16 protein-coding genes are annotated in these 16,553 nt (G+C 71.8%); 12 read left to right on the top strand and 4 right to left on the bottom strand.

What is annotated here, in order from left to right:
* The first annotated feature begins 3 nt into the window (after positions 1-3).
* Both GQF42_RS13665 and GQF42_RS13660 read left to right on the top strand, forming a co-directional pair.
* Complete coding sequence (locus tag GQF42_RS13665; RefSeq protein ID WP_158919906.1) at positions 4-1,146, top strand: glycosyltransferase family 4 protein; 1,143 nt, start codon at positions 4-6, stop codon at positions 1,144-1,146.
* 51 nt (positions 1,147-1,197) lie between these two features.
* Positions 1,198-2,835 carry a GMC oxidoreductase gene (locus GQF42_RS13660; RefSeq protein WP_233273339.1) on the top strand — a complete coding sequence of 546 codons (1,638 nt, stop codon included), beginning with the start codon at positions 1,198-1,200 and terminating at the stop codon, positions 2,833-2,835.
* A gap of 19 nt (positions 2,836-2,854) precedes the next feature.
* On the opposite strand, the gene GQF42_RS13655 is transcribed toward GQF42_RS13660, so the two are convergent.
* Entirely contained in the window at positions 2,855-4,651 is a 1,797-nt protein-coding gene (locus tag GQF42_RS13655; protein ID WP_158919905.1) for an AMP-dependent synthetase/ligase, read from the bottom strand.
* A gap of 296 nt (positions 4,652-4,947) precedes the next feature.
* Between GQF42_RS13655 and GQF42_RS13650 the strand changes: the two genes are divergently transcribed.
* The 7 genes from GQF42_RS13650 (at position 4,948) to GQF42_RS13620 (ending at position 11,559) form a co-directional block, all read left to right on the top strand.
* Positions 4,948-5,784 (top strand): metallophosphoesterase family protein, encoded by an 837-nt coding sequence (locus GQF42_RS13650; protein WP_375990496.1) that lies wholly within the window; start codon positions 4,948-4,950, stop codon positions 5,782-5,784.
* A 110-nt stretch (positions 5,785-5,894) separates the two neighbouring features.
* Positions 5,895-6,338 (top strand): SRPBCC family protein, encoded by a 444-nt coding sequence (locus GQF42_RS13645; protein ID WP_158919904.1) that lies wholly within the window; start codon positions 5,895-5,897, stop codon positions 6,336-6,338.
* Positions 6,339-6,382: 44 nt separating this feature from the next.
* On the top strand, positions 6,383-7,558 hold the full coding sequence (locus GQF42_RS13640; protein ID WP_158919903.1) for an ArsA family ATPase: 1,176 nt from the start codon (positions 6,383-6,385) through the stop codon (positions 7,556-7,558).
* A 57-nt stretch (positions 7,559-7,615) separates the two neighbouring features.
* Positions 7,616-8,140 (top strand): DUF5304 domain-containing protein, encoded by a 525-nt coding sequence (locus GQF42_RS13635; RefSeq protein WP_158919902.1) that lies wholly within the window; start codon positions 7,616-7,618, stop codon positions 8,138-8,140.
* Positions 8,141-8,207: 67 nt separating this feature from the next.
* Positions 8,208-9,161: an ROK family glucokinase gene (locus GQF42_RS13630; RefSeq protein WP_158919901.1), complete on the top strand. Its 954-nt coding sequence runs from the start codon at positions 8,208-8,210 to the stop codon at positions 9,159-9,161.
* 146 nt (positions 9,162-9,307) lie between these two features.
* On the top strand, positions 9,308-10,072 hold the full coding sequence (locus GQF42_RS13625) for an endonuclease/exonuclease/phosphatase family protein (protein ID WP_158919900.1): 765 nt from the start codon (positions 9,308-9,310) through the stop codon (positions 10,070-10,072).
* An 89-nt stretch (positions 10,073-10,161) separates the two neighbouring features.
* Complete coding sequence (locus GQF42_RS13620; protein ID WP_158919899.1) at positions 10,162-11,559, top strand: serine hydrolase domain-containing protein; 1,398 nt, start codon at positions 10,162-10,164, stop codon at positions 11,557-11,559.
* Positions 11,560-11,580: 21 nt separating this feature from the next.
* On the opposite strand, the gene GQF42_RS13615 is transcribed toward GQF42_RS13620, so the two are convergent.
* From GQF42_RS13615 to GQF42_RS13605, 3 genes are all read right to left on the bottom strand, one after another.
* The gene (locus GQF42_RS13615; protein ID WP_158919898.1) at positions 11,581-12,258 is read right to left on the bottom strand and encodes a TetR/AcrR family transcriptional regulator; all 678 of its coding nucleotides are present in this window, start codon (positions 12,256-12,258) and stop codon (positions 11,581-11,583) included.
* A gap of 63 nt (positions 12,259-12,321) precedes the next feature.
* Entirely contained in the window at positions 12,322-12,903 is a 582-nt protein-coding gene (locus GQF42_RS13610) for a hypothetical protein (protein ID WP_158919897.1), read from the bottom strand.
* Positions 12,896-13,684 (bottom strand): alpha/beta hydrolase, encoded by a 789-nt coding sequence (locus tag GQF42_RS13605; RefSeq protein WP_158919896.1) that lies wholly within the window; start codon positions 13,682-13,684, stop codon positions 12,896-12,898. The genes GQF42_RS13610 and GQF42_RS13605 overlap by 8 nt, the downstream gene beginning before the upstream one ends.
* Positions 13,685-13,864: 180 nt before the next feature.
* Here GQF42_RS13605 and GQF42_RS13600 point away from each other — a divergent pair, with 180 nt between their 5' ends.
* Genes GQF42_RS13600 through GQF42_RS13590 form a run of 3 tightly spaced genes read left to right on the top strand, consistent with a single transcriptional unit; the run spans position 13,865 to position 16,518 of the window.
* Entirely contained in the window at positions 13,865-14,614 is a 750-nt protein-coding gene (locus GQF42_RS13600) for a lysophospholipid acyltransferase family protein (RefSeq protein WP_158930100.1), read from the top strand.
* A 24-nt stretch (positions 14,615-14,638) separates the two neighbouring features.
* On the top strand, positions 14,639-15,844 hold the full coding sequence (macS, locus tag GQF42_RS13595; RefSeq protein ID WP_158919895.1) for a MacS family sensor histidine kinase: 1,206 nt from the start codon (positions 14,639-14,641) through the stop codon (positions 15,842-15,844).
* Complete coding sequence (locus GQF42_RS13590; RefSeq protein WP_158919894.1) at positions 15,841-16,518, top strand: response regulator; 678 nt, start codon at positions 15,841-15,843, stop codon at positions 16,516-16,518. Before macS ends, GQF42_RS13590 begins: the two co-directional genes overlap by 4 nt.
* The last annotated feature ends 35 nt before the right edge of the window (positions 16,519-16,553 follow it).

Raw genomic sequence — 16,553 nt, 5'->3', positions numbered from 1 at the left:
GCGATGCACAAGACCCTGATCGTCACCAACGACTTCCCGCCCCGGCCGGGCGGCATCCAGGCGTTCCTGCACAACATGGCCCTGCGCCTGGACCCCGACCGGCTGGTCGTCTACGCCTCCACCTGGAAGCGGAGCCGGGAGGGCATCGAGGCAACCGCCACCTTCGACGCCGAGCAGCCCTTCACCGTCGTACGCGACCGTACGACGATGCTGCTGCCGACCCCGCAGGCGACCCGGCGCGCCACCGGGCTGCTGCGCGAGCACGGCTGCACGTCGGTGTGGTTCGGTGCGGCGGCACCCCTCGGCCTCATGGCCCCCGCCCTGCGCAGGGCGGGCGCCGAGCGGCTGGTGGCCACCACCCACGGGCACGAGGCGGGCTGGGCCCAGCTGCCCGCCGCCCGGCAGCTGCTGCGCAGGATCGGCGAGTCGACGGACACGACCACCTACCTGGGGGAGTACACGCGCTCGCGCATCGCGGCGGCCCTCACCCCGCAGGCGGCCGGTCGCATGGTCCAGCTGCCGCCCGGGGTCGACGAGAAGACCTTCCACCCCGGCTCCGGCGGTGACGTGGTCCGCGCCCGCCTCGGCCTCACCGACCGCCCGGTCGTGGTCTGCGTCTCCCGCCTGGTCCCGCGCAAGGGCCAGGACACCCTCATCCGGGCCATGCCCCGCGTCCTCGCCGCCGAGCCCGACACCGTGCTGCTCGTCGTCGGCGGCGGCCCCTACGAGCAGGACCTGCACCGCCTGGCCGACGAGACCGGCGTCGCGGCCTCGGTCCGCTTCACCGGAGCGGTCCCCTGGAGCGAGCTGCCGGCCCACTACGGCGCCGGTGACGTCTTCGCCATGCCCTGCCGCACCCGCCGTGGCGGCCTGGACGTCGAGGGGCTGGGCATCGTCTACCTGGAGGCGTCGGCGACGGGCCTGCCGGTCGTCGCGGGCGACTCCGGCGGCGCCCCCGACGCGGTCCTGGACGGCGAGACTGGCTGGGTGGTCAGGGGCGGCGACCCGACCGCCGTGGCCGACCGCATCGTCCCCCTCCTCCGGGACCCGGAACTGCGCCACAGGATGGGCGAGCGGGGCCGCCAGTGGGTGGAGGAGAAGTGGCGCTGGGACCTGCTGGCGGAGAAGCTCAAAGCCCTTCTCTAAAACGTTCCGGAGAGGCTAGCCGGAACCGGAGAATCCGCACATGCTGCGCACATGACAGCAAAACTGATACAGCGTCAGCTGAGTAGACGTCAGATCCTGGGCATGATCGCCCTCCAGACCGCCGCCGCGGCCGGTCTCACCCGCATCGGTCTGCAGTCCGCGCACGCAGCCGAACCGGCCGCCGTCGACAACTCCCTGGCCATCGTGGTCGGTTCGGGCTACGGCGGTGCCGTAGCCGCCCTCCGGCTCGGACAGGCGGGCATCCGCACCCTCGTCCTGGAGATGGGGCAGCTGTGGAACACCGCCGGCAGCGACGGCAAGGTGTTCTGTTCCACCTCCGCCCCCGACCAGCGCTCCATGTGGTTCCGCACCCGCACCGAGGCCCCGCTCGCGACCTTCCTCTGGCTGGACGTGGTCAACAAGGACATCAGCTCGTACCCCGGCGTCCTGGACCGTGTGCACTACGACAACATGTCCGTCTACGTCGGCCGGGGCGTCGGCGGCGGCTCCCTGGTCAACGGCGGCATGGCGGTCACCCCCGTGAAGTCGTACTTCGCCGAGCAGTTCCCGACCGTCGACGCCGACGAGATGTACGGCACCTACTACCCGCGCGCCCGCGCCATGCTCGGCGTCAACACGATCGACCCGGGCTGGTTCGAGTCCACCGAGTGGTACCGGTTCGCCCGCACCTCCCGCAAGGCCGCAGGCAACGCGGGCCTGCAGACCACCTTCGTGCCGAACGTCTACGACTTCGGCTACATGCAGCAGGAGGCCGCCGGTACGGCCCCCAGGTCCGCGCTCGCCGCCGAGGTCATCTACGGCAACAACCACGGCAAACGCAGCCTCGACAAGACCTACCTGGCCGCCGCCCTCGGCACCGGGAACGTCACGATCCACACCCTGGAGAAGGTCACGTCGGTCAGCCGGGCGGCCGACGGGTCCTACGTGCTGACCGCCGACCGCATCGACACCACCGGCGCGGTCGTGGAGACCAGGAGCTACAGCTGCACGTACCTCTTCCTCGGCGGCGGCAGCCTCGGCACCAGCGAACTCCTCGTCCGCGCCAGGGACACCGGCGCGCTGCCCGACCTCGACTCCACGGTGGGCGCCGGCTGGGGCACCAACGGCAACACCATGCTCGGCCGCGCCAACCACATCTGGGACACCGTCGGCGCCAACCAGGCCACCATGCCCGTCCTGGGCATCGACGACTGGGCCAACACCGACAACCCCGTCTTCGCCGAGATCGCCCCGCTGCCCATGGGGTTCGAGCACTGGGTCAGCCTCTATCTGGCGATCACCAAGAACCCCGAGCGGGCCTCCTTCACCTACGACTCCGCCTCCGGCACGGTGAAACTGGGCTGGACCCCCGCCCAGAGCGCGGTCTCGGTGAGCATGGCCAAGAAGCTGTTCGACCGGATCAACCTGGCCAACGCCACCATCTACCGCTACGACCTGTTCGGCGGCGCGAGCAAGGTCTTCGCCGACGACTTCTGCTACCACCCGCTCGGCGGCTGCGTCCTCGGCAGGGCGACGGACGACTACGGCCGGGTGAAGGGGTACGACCGGCTCTACGTCACCGACGGCTCGCTCGTGCCCGGCAACATCGGTGTGAACCCCTTCGTCACCATCACCGCGCTCGCCGAACGCACGATGGCGCGGGTCCTCGCCGAGGACACCGCGCCATGACACTCCGTCAGGAGCCGTGCTACTTCGCGTAGATGGCCTCGATCTCGGCCGCGTAGTCCTTCGCCACCACGTTCCGCTTGAGCTTGAGCGACGGGGTGAGGTAGCCCGACTCCTCCGTGAACTGGGAGGACAGAATGCGGAACTTCCGCACCGATTCCGCCTTCGACACCGCGGCGTTGCCGTCGTCGACGGCCGACTGGACCGCCGCGATCAGGTCCGGGTCGTCCTTCAGCGACGCCGCGGTGGAACCCGCCGGCTTGCCGTGCTCCTCGGCCCAACGGCCCAGGAACTCCTCGTCGATGGTGACCAGCGCGCCCACGAACGGCCGCCCGTCGCCGACCACCATGCACTCCGCGACCAGCGCGTGCGCCCGGATCCTGTCCTCGATCACGGCCGGAGCGACGTTCTTGCCGCCCGCGGTGACGATGATCTCCTTCTTCCGGCCGGTGATCCTGAGGTAGCCGTCCTCGTCCAGGGTGCCGATGTCACCGGTGTGGAACCAGCCGTCGGCCAGCGCCTCAGCGGTCGCGCCCGGGTTGTTCCAGTACTCCTTGAACAGGTGCTCGCCGTGCAGCAGCACCTCGCCGTCGTCCGCTATCCGGATCACCGAGCCGGGCAGCGGCTGACCGACCGTGCCGATCTTCTGCCGGTCCCACGGGTTGAACGCCGTCGCCGCGCAGGACTCGGTCAGGCCGTAGCCCTCCAGCACCGTGAAGCCGATGCCGCGGAAGAAGTGGCCGAGCCGCTCGCCCAGCGGGGCACCGCCGGAGATGGCGTACTCGCCCCGGCCGCCGAGCACCGCGCGCAGCTTGCTGTAGACCAGCTTGTCGAAGACCTTGTGCTTGACCTTCAGGCCGAACGACGGGCCCGAGGCGCTGTCCAGTGCCTTGCTGTACGCGATCGCGGTGTCCGCCGCCTTGTCGAAGATCGCGCCCTTGCCGTCCGCCTGAGCCTTGGCGCGCGCCGAGTTGTAGACCTTCTCGAAGACGCGCGGGACACCGAGGACCAGCGTCGGCCGGAAGGCGGCCAGCTCGTCGGTGAGGTGCTTGATGTCGGGGACGCAGCCCAGCTTGATCGGCGCCATCATCGGGGCGATCTGCACGAGCCGGCCGAAGACGTGCGCGAGCGGCAGGAAGAGCAGCACCGAGCACTCGCCGGTGCGGAACAGCGGGCGCAGCCGCTCCACGATGTTGCCGCACTCGGCGAAGAAGCTGCGGTGGGTGAGGACACAGCCCTTGGGGCGGCCGGTCGTCCCGCTCGTGTACACGATGGTCGCCGGGTCGTCGGCCCGGGCGAGCGAGGAGCGCTCCTCCACCGTCTGGTCCGAGACGTCCTGCCCGAGCCGGCCCAGCTCGTCCATGCCTCCGGCCTCGATCTGCCAGACGTGCTTGAGGGCGGGCAGCGACTCGCGCACCGACTCCACGGCCGCCGCGTGCCCGTCCAGCTCCACGACGCACGCCGTCGCGCCCGAGTCGGACAGGATCCACTGCACCTGCTCCGGCGAGCTGGTCTCGTACACCGGCACGGTGACCGCGCCCGCGCTCCAGATCGCGAAGTCCAGCAGGGTCCACTCGTAGCGGGTGCGGGACATCAGGCCCACCCGGTCGCCCGGCTGCACCCCGGCGGCGATGAGGCCCTTGGCGGCGGTGTGCACCTCGGCCAGGAACTGCCGTGCCGTCACGTCCTGCCAGGCGCCCGCGACCTTACGGGCGATGACGGCGACGTCAGGATGCTGCGCGGCGTTTCTGCGGACGATGTCGGTCAAATTGCCGTCCGCAGGGACCTCGTACAAAGCCGGAAGGCTGAACTCGCGCAAGACTGCTGCTCCTCATAGGGCGCCGGCGCCACGACACTGTGTGATGCGACGGTGCGGTCCAAGGCTCGGGCTGGTGCTCGGGTCTTCGGTGGTTGAAAGCCAGAGCACGACTGGACGGCCCGGACGTTACCCGCCGGTATGGCGTTCCCGACAGGGGGTCCGGCCGAGATGTTCGCTGCGTCACACACGTTGGCGTTCCTTCGCGCACAGTAGTCCACGGCTGAACCGACCGGCGAGTAACCGCAGGCCGGCCGGACACTGTTCACGCACATCGCACAGGCCTACGCTTGATCGCCATGGCATCCACACCGTCCGGGGACCGGACAGCCGGAAACCGAACCGCCGAGAACCGGCGGACACGCGGTACGCGCATCCATGTGATCAGCGACGTGCACGGCAACGCCCGGGACCTGGCCCGGGTCGGCGAGGGTGCCGACGCCCTGATCTGCCTGGGCGACCTCGTCCTCTTCCTCGACTACGCCGACCACTCGCGCGGCATCTTCCCGGACCTGTTCGGCGAGGAGAACGCCGACCGCATCGTCGAGCTGCGCACCGCGCGCCGCTTCGAGGACGCCCGGGAGTTCGGCGCCCGCCTGTGGGCCGGCATCGGTGCCGACCGGGCCGCCGCCATCGAGAAGGCCGTACGCAAGCAGTACGCCGAGATGTTCGCCGCCTTCCCCACCCCGACGTACGCCACCTACGGAAATGTCGACATGCCGCCTCTGTGGCGGGAGTACGCCCGGCCCGGCACCACCGTCCTCGACGGCGAGCGGGTGGAGATCGGCGGCCGTGTCTTCGGCTTCGTCGGCGGCGGCCTGAGGACGCCCATGCGCACGCCGTACGAGATCGACGACGAGGAGTACGCGGCGAAGATCGAGGCGGTCGGCGAGGTCGACGTGCTGTGCACGCACATCCCGCCGGAGGTCCCCGAGCTGGTCTACGACACCGTCGCCCGCCGTTTCGAACGCGGCAGCCGCGCCCTGCTGCACGCCATCCGCCGTACGAAACCCCGCTATTCGCTCTTCGGGCATGTGCACCAGCCGCTCGCGCGCCGGATGCGGATCGGCGCGACCGAGTGCGTGAACGTGGGCCACTTCGCGGGGACCGGCAGGCCGTGGGCGCTCGAATGGTGATCGACGGGACATGCGGTGAAGGCGGCAGTCCGGCGGCGCGGTAGCCTTCACGCTGCACACACGTGCGCACGAAGACCCCAGTACGGCCCGCATCTGGAGGAGCCACGGCGATGGCGGAACACACCAGCTCGAGCATCACGATCGAGGCGGCACCGGCCGACGTCATGGCGGTGATCGCCGACTTCACGCGCTACCCGGACTGGACCGGCGAGGTGAAGGAGGCGGAGGTCCTCGCGACCGACACCCAGGGCCGCGCCGAGCAGGTCCGCCTCGTGATGGACGCCGGCGCCATCAAGGACGACCAGACCCTCGCCTACACCTGGACCGGCGCGAACGAGGTCTCCTGGAGCCTGGTGAAGTCCCAGATGCTCCGCTCCCTCGACGGCTCCTACCTTCTGAAGCCGGCCGGCCGGGACGCCACCGAGGTCACCTACCGGCTCACCGTCGACGTCAAGATCCCCATGCTCGGCATGATCAAGCGCAAGGCGGAGAAGGTCATCATCGACCGGGCGCTGGCCGGTCTCAAGAAGAGGGTGGAGTCCGGGGAGAAGTAATCGCCCCCGCCCGTCCCCCGTGCGCGACGGTACCGTTCACCCTCATGCGCACCATCCTGATCACGGGCCCCGGCGGCAGCGGTCGTACCACGATCGCCGCCGCGACTGCGCTCACCGCCGCCCGCGAGGGCACCAGAACCCTCCTGCTGAGCGCCGACCGCACCGACACCCCCGGCGCGGCCCTGGGCTCCGCGACCGGGCCGGCGGCCAGGGAAGCCGCACCGAACCTCAGCACCTGGCGGCCCGACGCGGCCGACCGCTTCCGCACGGACCTCACCGCCTTCCAGTCCCGCGCCGCGAACGTCCTCGACCTGCTCGGCGCCTCCCGCCTGGACGCGGAGGAGGTCACCCCACTGCCCGGCGCCGAGGAGCTGTCCTTCCTGCGCGCGCTCAGGGACGCCGCCCTCAGCGAGCGCTACGACCTTCTCGTCGTCGACCTCCCGCCGCTCCCGCAGGCCCTGGCCCTGCTCGGCCTGCCCGAGGAACTGCGCCGTTATCTGCGCCGGCTGCTCCCGCCCGAGCGGCAGGCGGCCCGGGCCCTGCGCCCGGTCCTCGGCCGGCTGGCCGGGGTGCCGATGCCCGCCGACTGGCTGTACGAGACGGCGGCCCGCTGGGACGTCGAACTGGCCGCCGTCGAGGCCGTCCTCGCCGACCGCGCGACCGCCGTGCGCCTGGTCGCAGAGCCAGGCCCGGCCGGCGCCGACGCCGTGCGCACCGCCGGCCTCGCCCTCGCCCTGCGCGGCCTGCGTACCGAGGCCCTGATCGCCAACCGCACCCTGCCCGAGTCCGGGCCGGACAGCTGGCCCGCCGGGCTCCTCGCCCAGCAGCGCAAGACCCTCGCCGAATGGCAGGAGCAGCCGTACGGCATCCACCCCGTCGCCCACCTCGGCCGCGACCCGCGCGGCGACGACGACCTCGCCGCCCTCGCCGTACCCTCCGTCAACCCGTCGCCCGCCCCGGTCGGGTGGCCCGTCACCGACCGGCTCGCCGAGGACGGCGTGCTGGTGTGGCACATCCCCCTGCCCGGCGCGATACGGGACGAGCTGGACCTGATCCGGCGCGGCGACGAACTCGTGATCACCGCCGGGCCGTTCCGCCGGATCGTCGCGCTGCCCTCGGCCCTGCGCCGCTGCACGGTCGCCGGGGCCGGACTGCGCGAGGGTGAGCTGCGCATCCGGTTCGCCCCGGACCCGGACCTGTGGCCCGTCCCGGGACGATGAACCGGGTACGCCCGTTCGGGTAACGTCGTACAGGCGAACCGTAGTCAGGAGTCCGCCATGAGCGAAGACCGTCCCGCATCCGACTCGTACGAGGAAGAGGCACACGGGAGGCAGGGCCGGGCGACCGATGCCGATGCCTGGGCCACGGCCTGTGCCGAGGACCTCGCCGCCGAGAAGGCCCGCCGCCGTGCCGAGAACGGCCCGCAGCCGGGCTCGGCCGCCGAGGAGCTGAAGAAGTTCGTGGACACGGTGGCCGAGAAGCTGTCCGGCCTGCAGTCACCGCTCCTCGGCGGCCTCGCCGGGCCGGCCGCCCAGCAGATGGTGCGGCAGGCCGTCCAGCAGGCCAGGGCCGCCGTCGAGCCCGTCGTGGAACGCAACCCCGAGGTCTTCGACCACCTGGCCGCGGCCGGCGGCGAACTGCTCGCCGCCTACCGCTCCGCCGTCCAGGGCCAGGAGGGTCGCTGGACCGCCCGCACGGCCGAGGACCTGAACCGCGAGCGGGCACAGGACCCGGGCGACCGGCGCGACCGGAAGGACCCGGGTGAGGGCACCGGTCCGGGGGAGCGCATCGACTTGGACTGAAGCGCTCCCACGACAGGGCCTCGGGTACGGTTGGCCGTAGCGGGGCTCGACCGAAACTGAGGGATTCATGGGACTCACCATCGGCGTCGACATCGGCGGCACCAAGATCGCGGCCGGTGTGGTCGACGAGGAAGGCAACATCCTCTCGACCCACCAGGTGCCGACCCCGGGCACGCCCGAGGGCATCGTGGACGCCATCGCCGCTGCCGTCGAGGGCGCGCGCGCCGGGCACGAGATCGTCGGTGTCGGCATCGGCGCGGCCGGTTATGTGAACCGCCAGCGCTCGACGGTCTACTTCGCGCCGAACATCGACTGGCGTCAGGAGCCGCTCAAGGAGAAGGTCGAGGCCCGCGTGGGCCTCCCGGTCGTGGTCGAGAACGACGCCAACGCCGCCGCCTGGGGCGAGTACAGGTTCGGCGCCGGCAAGGGCCACCGCAACGTCATCTGCATCACGCTCGGCACCGGCCTCGGCGGCGGCATCATCATCGGCAACAAGCTGCGCCGCGGTCACTTCGGCGTGGCCGCCGAGTTCGGCCACATCCGGATGGTCCCGGACGGCCTGCTGTGCGGCTGCGGCTCGCAGGGCTGCTGGGAGCAGTACGCCTCGGGGCGGGCCCTGGTGAGGTACGCCAAGCAGCGCGCCAATGCCACCCCGGAGCACGCGGAGCTGCTGCTCTCGCTGGGCGACGGCACGCCCGAGGGCATCGAGGGCAAGCACATCTCCATGGCCGCCCGCCAGGGCGACCCGGTGGCCGTCGACTCCTACCGCGAGCTGGCCCGCTGGGCCGGCGCGGGCCTGGCCGACCTGGCCTCGCTGTTCGACCCGTCCGCGTTCATCGTCGGTGGCGGCCTGTCCGACGAGGGCGAGCTGGTCCTGGACCCGATCCGCAAGTCCTACAAGCGCTGGCTGGTCGGCGGCAACTGGCGCCCGGTGGCCGACGTGATCGCGGCCCAGCTGGGCAACAAGGCGGGCATGGTGGGCGCGGCGGACCTGGCCAGGGAACCCGACCCGATCATGTGACAGTCACTTCTCGAGCTGCGGCAACTGTGCCGATCTCAGGGGCGCGGGGAACTGCGCGACACGCCACGACGCACCGGCAGTCGCACACGAAACCCCGCGCCCCGAGCTGTCGGGCGCCCCGGTACCCGGCGTCCTAGAGTGACGGCATGGCAACCCCCCTGCTCCCCAACTCCCGCACGGAACCCGACGGTTCACCCGTGATCCGCGTCCTGAGCTACAACATCCGCTCGATGCGCGACGACACCGCCGCCCTCGCCAGAGTGATCGCCGCCTGCGCCCCCGACGTCGTCCTCGTCCAAGAGGCCCCCAGATTCTTCCGCTGGCGCAAGAAGCTCGCGCGCCTCGCCGCGGCCTCCGGCCTGGTCATCCTCACCGGTGGAGCCACCGCGGCCGGCCCCGCGATCCTCTGCTCGCTGCGCGCCACCGTCGAGCGCACCGAAGACGTCCTCCTCCCGCTCACGTCCGGCCTGCACCGGCGCGGCCTCGCCACGGCGGTGGTCCGCTTCGGCGCCGTCCGCGTCGGTGTGCTCAGCTGCCATCTCAGCCTCCAAAAGGACGAGCGCCGCGCGCAGGCAGGCCTGCTCCTCGACCGTCTCGCCGGGATGGGCGTCGAGCACGTCGTGGCCGGCGGCGATCTCAACGAGGGCCCCGACGGCCCCGCCTTCCGTCTGCTCTCCGGCACGCTGCAGGACTGCCGGGCGGTGGCTCCCTGGGGCGGCGAGGAGACCTGGACGCACAGCGGGCCCCACCGGCGTATCGACGCCGTCTTCGCCACGAAGGGCATCGAGGTCCTCGGCTGCGGGGTCCCTCGGGAGCAGCCGGGCGTCACCCGCGCCGACCTGATCGCGGCCACGGACCACCTCCCGGTGCTCGCCGCGCTCCGGGTGCCCGGTGGCCCAACCTCCACTTGAACTAAGTGCAGGAAACCTCTTGTGCGTCCTTCCGTGCCCGCCCTACAGTCCTTCCTGTACTTAGTTCAAGTACCCGGAAGGGGGCCCTGATGTCGGGGAAGCGTGAGTCGACGGAGCTGTCGGAAGCGCTGTCGGAGTTCGTGGCGGCGACAGCGAGGGAGTACGGGATACCGGGGGCCGCCGTAGCCGTGCTGACCGGTGGCCGGGAGATCCGCATCAGCCACGGCGTGACGCACGCCGAGCACCCCCTGCCGATCGACGAGCACACGCTCTTCCCGCTCGCCTCGGTGACCAAGACCTTCACGGCGACCGCGCTGATGCGCCTGGTCGAGCAGGGCCGGGTGGACCTCGAAGCGCCGGTCCGGCGGTACGTCCCCGAGCTGCGCCTCGCCGACGAGGAGGCCGCCGCCCGGATCACCGTACTGAACCTGCTCAACCACACGGCGGGTCTGGACTGGAACCTGGTCGACGCCGACGAGGGCGACGGCTCGCTCGCGGTCTTCGTCGCCCAGCTGGACCGGCTGCCGCAGATCGCGCCGCCCGGCGCCCGCGCCTCCTACAGCCAGGCCGGCTACAACCTGGCCGGCCGGGTGGTGGAGAAGGTCACCGGCCTGCCGTTCGAGAAGGCGCTGGCCGAACTGGTGCTGGAGCCGCTGGGACTGACCGACACCGTCTTCGACCTGGACGACGTCGTGGTCCGCCGCTTCGCCGTGGGACACAACCGCGCCAAGGACGGCACCCTGACGCCCGCCCGCCCCTGGAAGTCCTGGCGGGCCGGCGCCCGCGCCAACAACCCCGGCGGCGGCATCGTCTCCTCGATGAGCGACCTGCTGCGCTGGGCCTGCTTCCAACTGGGCGACGGAGAAGGGGTGTTGACGGCACGGACGCTCGAGCGCATGCGGCGGCCCACGGTCGAACTGCGCGGCAGCACACTCGGGGACGGCCTGGGCATCTGCTGGTTCCTGCGGGACGTGGAGGGTGTGCGCACGGTCGGCCACGGAGGCTCGGGCAACGGGCAGTTCGCCGAGCTGCTGCTGGTGCCGGAGCGGGACTTCGCCGTCGTCTGCCTGGCCAACGCCGGTCCGGACGGCTACCTCCTCAACCAGGCGGTGCTCAAGCGGGCGCTGGAGCTGTATCTCGGTCTGACCGAGTCCGAGCCCGAGCCGCTGCCCCACGACGAGGAGCGGGCGCGGGAGGTCGCCGGGGGGTACGAGATCGACGCCATGTACCTCGACGTCGCGGTCGACGCCGGCCGGCTCACCCTGGCGGTGGGCATCAAGCCGGACATCCGGGCGGCCTCCGAGGCGGACATGCCCCCGGACTACCCGCCGGCCGGGATCGGCTTCCTCCCCGGCGCCGGCGACGAGTACGTCATCACGGAGGGCGGCCTGCGCGGACAGCGCGGGTACTTCTCCCGCGGCGCCGACGGCGCGGTGACCGGGATCGACCTGGCCGGCCGCCTTTTCAGCCGGACGGCACGTCCGTAGCGCGTCGGCGTAGCGCCGCCGTCAGGACCCGGTGCCGCCCGGGCGAAGGCCGTCGAGAAGCGCCCGCAGCCCCAGCTCGTAGCTGCTGTCCGCCGCGTCCGCGTACCGCCTGGCTGCGGACGTGTCGATCCGCTCCCGCAGCCGGGGAAACGGCTCCGCCGCCTGCGCCGCCTTGGCCAGCGTCTGGGTGAACCCCTGCTCGGCGTCCACCCCCGACCGCCGCAGCTTGCGCGTCAGCGAGGCCGTGGCAGAGGCGCCGAACGCGTTGCCCAGCACATAGGTGAACACCGCCCCCGCCGCCCGGTCCGCCTCCTGCGGTGAGAACCCGGCGGTCTCGAACGCCCCGAGCAACCGGTCGTCGTAGCGCGCCTTTCCGGTGCCGTGCAGCAGGTGCGAGGAGAAGGCCTGCACCAGCCATGGATGCCGCAGCAGCATCGCGTGCAGCCCGTCGGCCAGGGCCGTGACCACGCCGTGCCAGTCGGCCGCGTCGAACTCCGGCAGTTCGACCTCGTGCCACACCCGGTCCGCGGCGAGCAGCACGAGGTCGTCCTTGTTCTTCACATGCCAGTACACGGCGGTCGCCGCGGCCCCGAGCCGTTGGCCCAGGCTGCGCATGTTCAGGCCCTCGAGCCCCTCGTCGTCCAGGAGTTGCACGGCGGTCCGGACGATCTGTTCCGGGGTGAGCGTGTCGCGCGGCATGCGCACACGATAGGTGACCCGCCCGACACTTGTACAAAGTTCAGGCGGGTCGGAACCACGTTCTCAGACCACCGCTCCGCGGCCCGGGTCGTCGTCCTCGTCGTCCGTGCGCATCCGCACCACCAGCGTGGCGAAGCCACCGAGGAAGCCGCCGATGCCCAGGGTGGTCAGCCACCACGTCATGTCCCAGCCGAGCAGGACCGCCAGCAGAAGCAGCACCGGGCCGCCGACCACACCGAGCCAGGCGAACTTGGCCGTGGTGTCCGCGGTCGGCAGCGGAGGCGGCTCCGGCGGGACGAAGTGGCCCTCGTCGTCCTCGTCGAAGTCGTCCTCGGAGGGCTCCGGAGCCTTGTGGTCGCGCGGGCCGATGCCGGGCGCGAAGGTGACCGAGCTGCCCAGCGGGCGGGCGGGCGGCGGACCGGCGGAGTCGTCCTTCTCACTCCTGCCGTCCTGCGGGGTGTCCGCCGCGGTGTCCTTCTCCAGGAGCGCGAGGTCCTCCACCGGCTTGAAGGGCTTGGCGCCCGGCGGGTCCGGCGGCTCCTCGCCGAACCCGGCGACGATGGCCCGCCAGGCGGCGTCCTCGTCGAAGGGCGCCCCCTGGTCGTCCGGCTCGCGACCCTCGCGGTCCGAGTCGTGCTCAGCCAACTGCGGCCGTCCCTTCCTTGCCGTCCTTGCCCACACCGGGCGCGAGCCGGCCGATGAAAGCGAGGCTCTCCTCGAAGATCCGGTCCGCATCCTCGTCCAACGTCGCCACGTGGTAACTCTGTTCCAGCACGATCTCCGTCACGTCCGTGGACGACACCCGGCTCAGCACCCGGGCGGAGTCGACGGCCGGGACGACATGGTCCTGCGCGCTGCGCAGCAGCAGCAACGGCTGGGTGACCTGGGGCAGCTCGCCGTCCAGCCGGCGCAGGAACACCCGCAGCGAGTGCGCGGCGTGCAGCGGCACCCGGTCGTAGCCCAGCTCCGCCGCGCCCTCCTTGGCGATGTCGCTGGCGATGCCCTTCGTCGTGCGCACGAGATGGCGGGCCACCGGAAGGGCGTACGCCGACAGGCCGTGCACCTTGTTCGCCGGGTTGACGACCACCGCGCCCGTGACCCGCGCGCCGTGCCGGGCCGCGAGCCTGAGGGCCAGTGCACCGCCCATCGACAGGCCCGCGACGAACACCCGGGAGCAGCGCTCGGACAGCAGGCGCAGCTCGCGGTCCACCTCCGCGTACCAGTCCTGCCAGCCCGTGACCTGCATGTCCTCCCAGCGGGTGCCGTGCCCGGGCAGCAGCGGCAGCGACACGGTCAGGCCGTGGGCCGCGTGGTGCTCCGCCCAGGGGCGCAGCGACTGGGGCGAGCCGGTGAAGCCGTGGCAGAGGATGACCCCCACCTCCCCGCCCTCGTGGCGGTACGGCTCGGCTCCGGGGAGAACCGGCACCTTCGACTCTCCTGTTCCTTGGGAAGGGCCTGTGACGGTCCGCTGGCCGGCAGAGGCGTGAGGAAACGCGTGGATGTGCTTCACCGTACGCGACCGCACTGACACCGACCAGGGTCGTCGGGTCCATTGACGGTCCTCCGGGTTAAGGTCTGTTCGACGGAAACGGGAGGCACACGGGTGTTGTACGGCACGATGAAGGTCGCCATCGGAGGGCCGCTGAAGGTCGCCTTCAGGCCCTGGGTGGAGGGGCTGGAGAACATCCCGGCCGAGGGCGCGGCCATTCTGGCGAGCAATCACCTGTCCTTCTCGGACTCGTTCTTCCTGCCCGCGGTCCTGGACCGCAAGGTCACCTTCATCGCGAAGGCCGAGTACTTCACCACTCCCGGTGTGAAGGGCCGGCTGACGGCGGCCTTCTTCAAGGGTGTCGGACAGCTGCCGGTGGACCGCTCCGGGGCGCGCGGCGCCGGCGAGGCCGCGATCAAGAGCGGCATAGAGGTGCTGGAGCGGGGCGAGCTGTTCGGCATCTACCCCGAGGGCACCCGCTCGCCCGACGGCCGGCTCTACCGGGGCAAGCCCGGCGGCCTCGCGCGCGTGGCGCTCGCCACCGGCGCGCCGGTCATCCCCGTGGCGATGATCGACACCGAGAAGATCCAGCCGCCCGGCAAGGTGATGCCCAAGCTGATGCGCCCCGGCATCCGGATCGGCAAGCCGCTGGACTTCAGCCGCTACGTCGGCATGGAGCACGACCGCTTCGTCCTGCGCGCCCTGACCGACGAGGTCATGTACGAGATCATGAAGCTCTCCGGCCAGGAGTACGTCGACATGTACGCGACCGCGGCCAAGCGGCAGATCGCGGATGCGGCGAAGGCGGCCAAGGAGGCCGAGAAGGCCAGGGAGACCGAGCAGAAGACAGAGGCCACGGAGGCCTGACCGAGGGGCGGGGGACCGGGGGAGATGCCCAGGCGTGAGCGTGTGATGCGGATGTCGGTCGAGCTGCCGCTGTGGCGCGCGCTCGCCGGTTACCGCGTCCTGACCATGCTGTACGCGATCTGCCTGGGCGCCACCAGGTACCACCTCTACGTGCGCCCCTGGGTCGCCGTCTGCTACTTCGCCGTCCTGTTCGTCTGGACCCTCGCCACCCTCCCGCGCGTGCGCAACGCGGCGAGCTGCACCAGGCGCTTCCTGGCCGCCGACCTGACCATCGCTCTCACCGGCGTCCTGGTCACCCCGCTCGCCGACAGCCACCAGCGGATCGCGGGCGGTCCCACTCTGCCGTCGATATGGACCGCCGGTGCGGTGCTGGCCTTCGCGATCAAGGGCGGCTGGCGCTGGGCCGCCGTCGCCTCCACGCCGGTCGCGCTGGCCAACCTGCTCGAACGCGGCCATCCCGCCCGGGACACCGTGCACAGCCTGATCCTCGTCTGGGTGGCCTCCCTCGCCATCGGCTACGTCGTGGAGGTCGCCCGCGCCTCCGAGCGCACCCTCGCCCGTGCCCTGGAGATCGAGGCCGCGACCCGGGAGCGGGAGCGGCTGGCCCGGGACATCCACGACGGCGTGCTGCAGGTGCTGGCGATGGTGCAGCGGCGCGGCGCGGTCCTCGGCGGCGAGGCGGCGGAGCTGGGGCGGCTCGCAGGCGAGCAGGAGGTGGCGCTGCGCGCGCTGGTCTCCGGCGGCCTGGTGCCCGTCTCCCGGGTGTCCGACGACGCCGCCGCGGGAGCCGTCGTACGGGCCGTCGAGGAGCCGGACGACGAGGGCGCGGTGGATCTGCGGGCGCTGCTGGTGTCCTTCGCGGGTGCCCGGGTGAGCCTGGCGGAACCGGGCGCGCCGGTCGAGCTGCCCGGGCCGGCCGCGCGGGAGCTGGCCGCCGCGGTCGGGGCCGCCCTGGACAACGTACGCAGCCACGCGGGCGAGGCGGCTCGGGCCTGGATCCTGGTCGAGGACGAGCCGGACGGGATCGTCGTGACCGTCCGGGACGACGGCCCCGGGATTCCCGAGGGCCGGCTCGCCCAGGCCGAGGGCGAGGGCCGGCTCGGGGTCGCCCAGTCCATCCGTGGCCGGCTGCGCGATCTGGGCGGCAGCGCGGAACTCGTCTCCGTCCCCGGGCAGGGCACGGAAGTGGAACTGAAGGTACCCAAGAACGCGAAGGCGGGGCGTCGATGAGTGAGCAGCAGGACCCGATCAGGGTCATGGTGGTGGACGACCACCCCATGTGGCGCGACGCGGTCGCCCGGGACCTGGCCGAGTCCGGCTTCGAGGTGGTCGCCACCGCCGGAGACGGCGAGCAGGCGGTCCGCCGTGCCAGGGCCGCCGCCCCCGACGTCCTCGTCCTGGACCTCAACCTGCCCGCCAAGCCCGGCGTCCAGGTGTGCAAGGAACTCGTCGGCCACAACCCGGCGTTGCGCGTGCTCGTCCTGTCCGCGAGCGGCGAGCACGCCGACGTCCTGGAGGCGGTGAAGTCCGGCGCGACCGGCTATCTGCTCAAGTCGGCCTCCACCGATGACCTGGTGGACGCGGTGCGCCGTACCGCCGTCGGCGACCCGGTGTTCACGCCGGGCCTCGCCGGACTGGTCCTCGGCGAGTACCGCCGCCTGGCCTCCGAGCCCGCGCCGGCGCCCGACACCGACGAGCCCGGCGCGCCCCGGCTGACGGACCGGGAGACGGAGGTGCTGCGCCTGGTCGCCAAGGGCCTGAGCTACAAGCAGATCGCCGAACGCCTCGTCATCTCCCACCGCACGGTGCAGAACCACGTCCAGAACACCCTCGGCAAGCTCCAACTGCACAACCGGGTCGAGCTGGTGCGGTACGCCATAGAGCGCGGGCTCGACGACGAGTAACCGAATGCCCCGGAATCACCCGTCCCGCCTCTCCC

Source organism: Streptomyces broussonetiae, assembly GCF_009796285.1.
GTDB classification, from domain to species: Bacteria; Actinomycetota; Actinomycetes; order Streptomycetales; family Streptomycetaceae; genus Streptomyces; species Streptomyces broussonetiae.
The sequence above is the reverse complement of the archived record's forward strand: the minus strand, read 5'-3'. Positions and strand labels throughout refer to the sequence as shown.

Excerpts from the sequence above, each read along its gene's own strand:
- GQF42_RS13665 (WP_158919906.1), top strand. The coding sequence starts at position 4 with ATGCACAAGACCCTGATCGTCACCAACGACTTCCCGCCCCGGCCGGGC.
- GQF42_RS13660 (WP_233273339.1), top strand. The coding sequence starts at position 1,198 with ATGACAGCAAAACTGATACAGCGTCAGCTGAGTAGACGTCAGATCCTG.
- GQF42_RS13650 (WP_375990496.1), top strand. The coding sequence starts at position 4,948 with ATGGCATCCACACCGTCCGGGGACCGGACAGCCGGAAACCGAACCGCC.
- GQF42_RS13645 (WP_158919904.1), top strand. The coding sequence starts at position 5,895 with ATGGCGGAACACACCAGCTCGAGCATCACGATCGAGGCGGCACCGGCC.
- GQF42_RS13640 (WP_158919903.1), top strand. The coding sequence starts at position 6,383 with ATGCGCACCATCCTGATCACGGGCCCCGGCGGCAGCGGTCGTACCACG.
- GQF42_RS13635 (WP_158919902.1), top strand. The coding sequence starts at position 7,616 with ATGAGCGAAGACCGTCCCGCATCCGACTCGTACGAGGAAGAGGCACAC.
- GQF42_RS13630 (WP_158919901.1), top strand. The coding sequence starts at position 8,208 with ATGGGACTCACCATCGGCGTCGACATCGGCGGCACCAAGATCGCGGCC.
- GQF42_RS13625 (WP_158919900.1), top strand. The coding sequence starts at position 9,308 with ATGGCAACCCCCCTGCTCCCCAACTCCCGCACGGAACCCGACGGTTCA.
- GQF42_RS13620 (WP_158919899.1), top strand. The coding sequence starts at position 10,162 with ATGTCGGGGAAGCGTGAGTCGACGGAGCTGTCGGAAGCGCTGTCGGAG.
- GQF42_RS13615 (WP_158919898.1), bottom strand. The coding sequence starts at position 12,258 with ATGCCGCGCGACACGCTCACCCCGGAACAGATCGTCCGGACCGCCGTG.
- macS (WP_158919895.1), top strand. The coding sequence starts at position 14,639 with ATGCCCAGGCGTGAGCGTGTGATGCGGATGTCGGTCGAGCTGCCGCTG.
- GQF42_RS13590 (WP_158919894.1), top strand. The coding sequence starts at position 15,841 with ATGAGTGAGCAGCAGGACCCGATCAGGGTCATGGTGGTGGACGACCAC.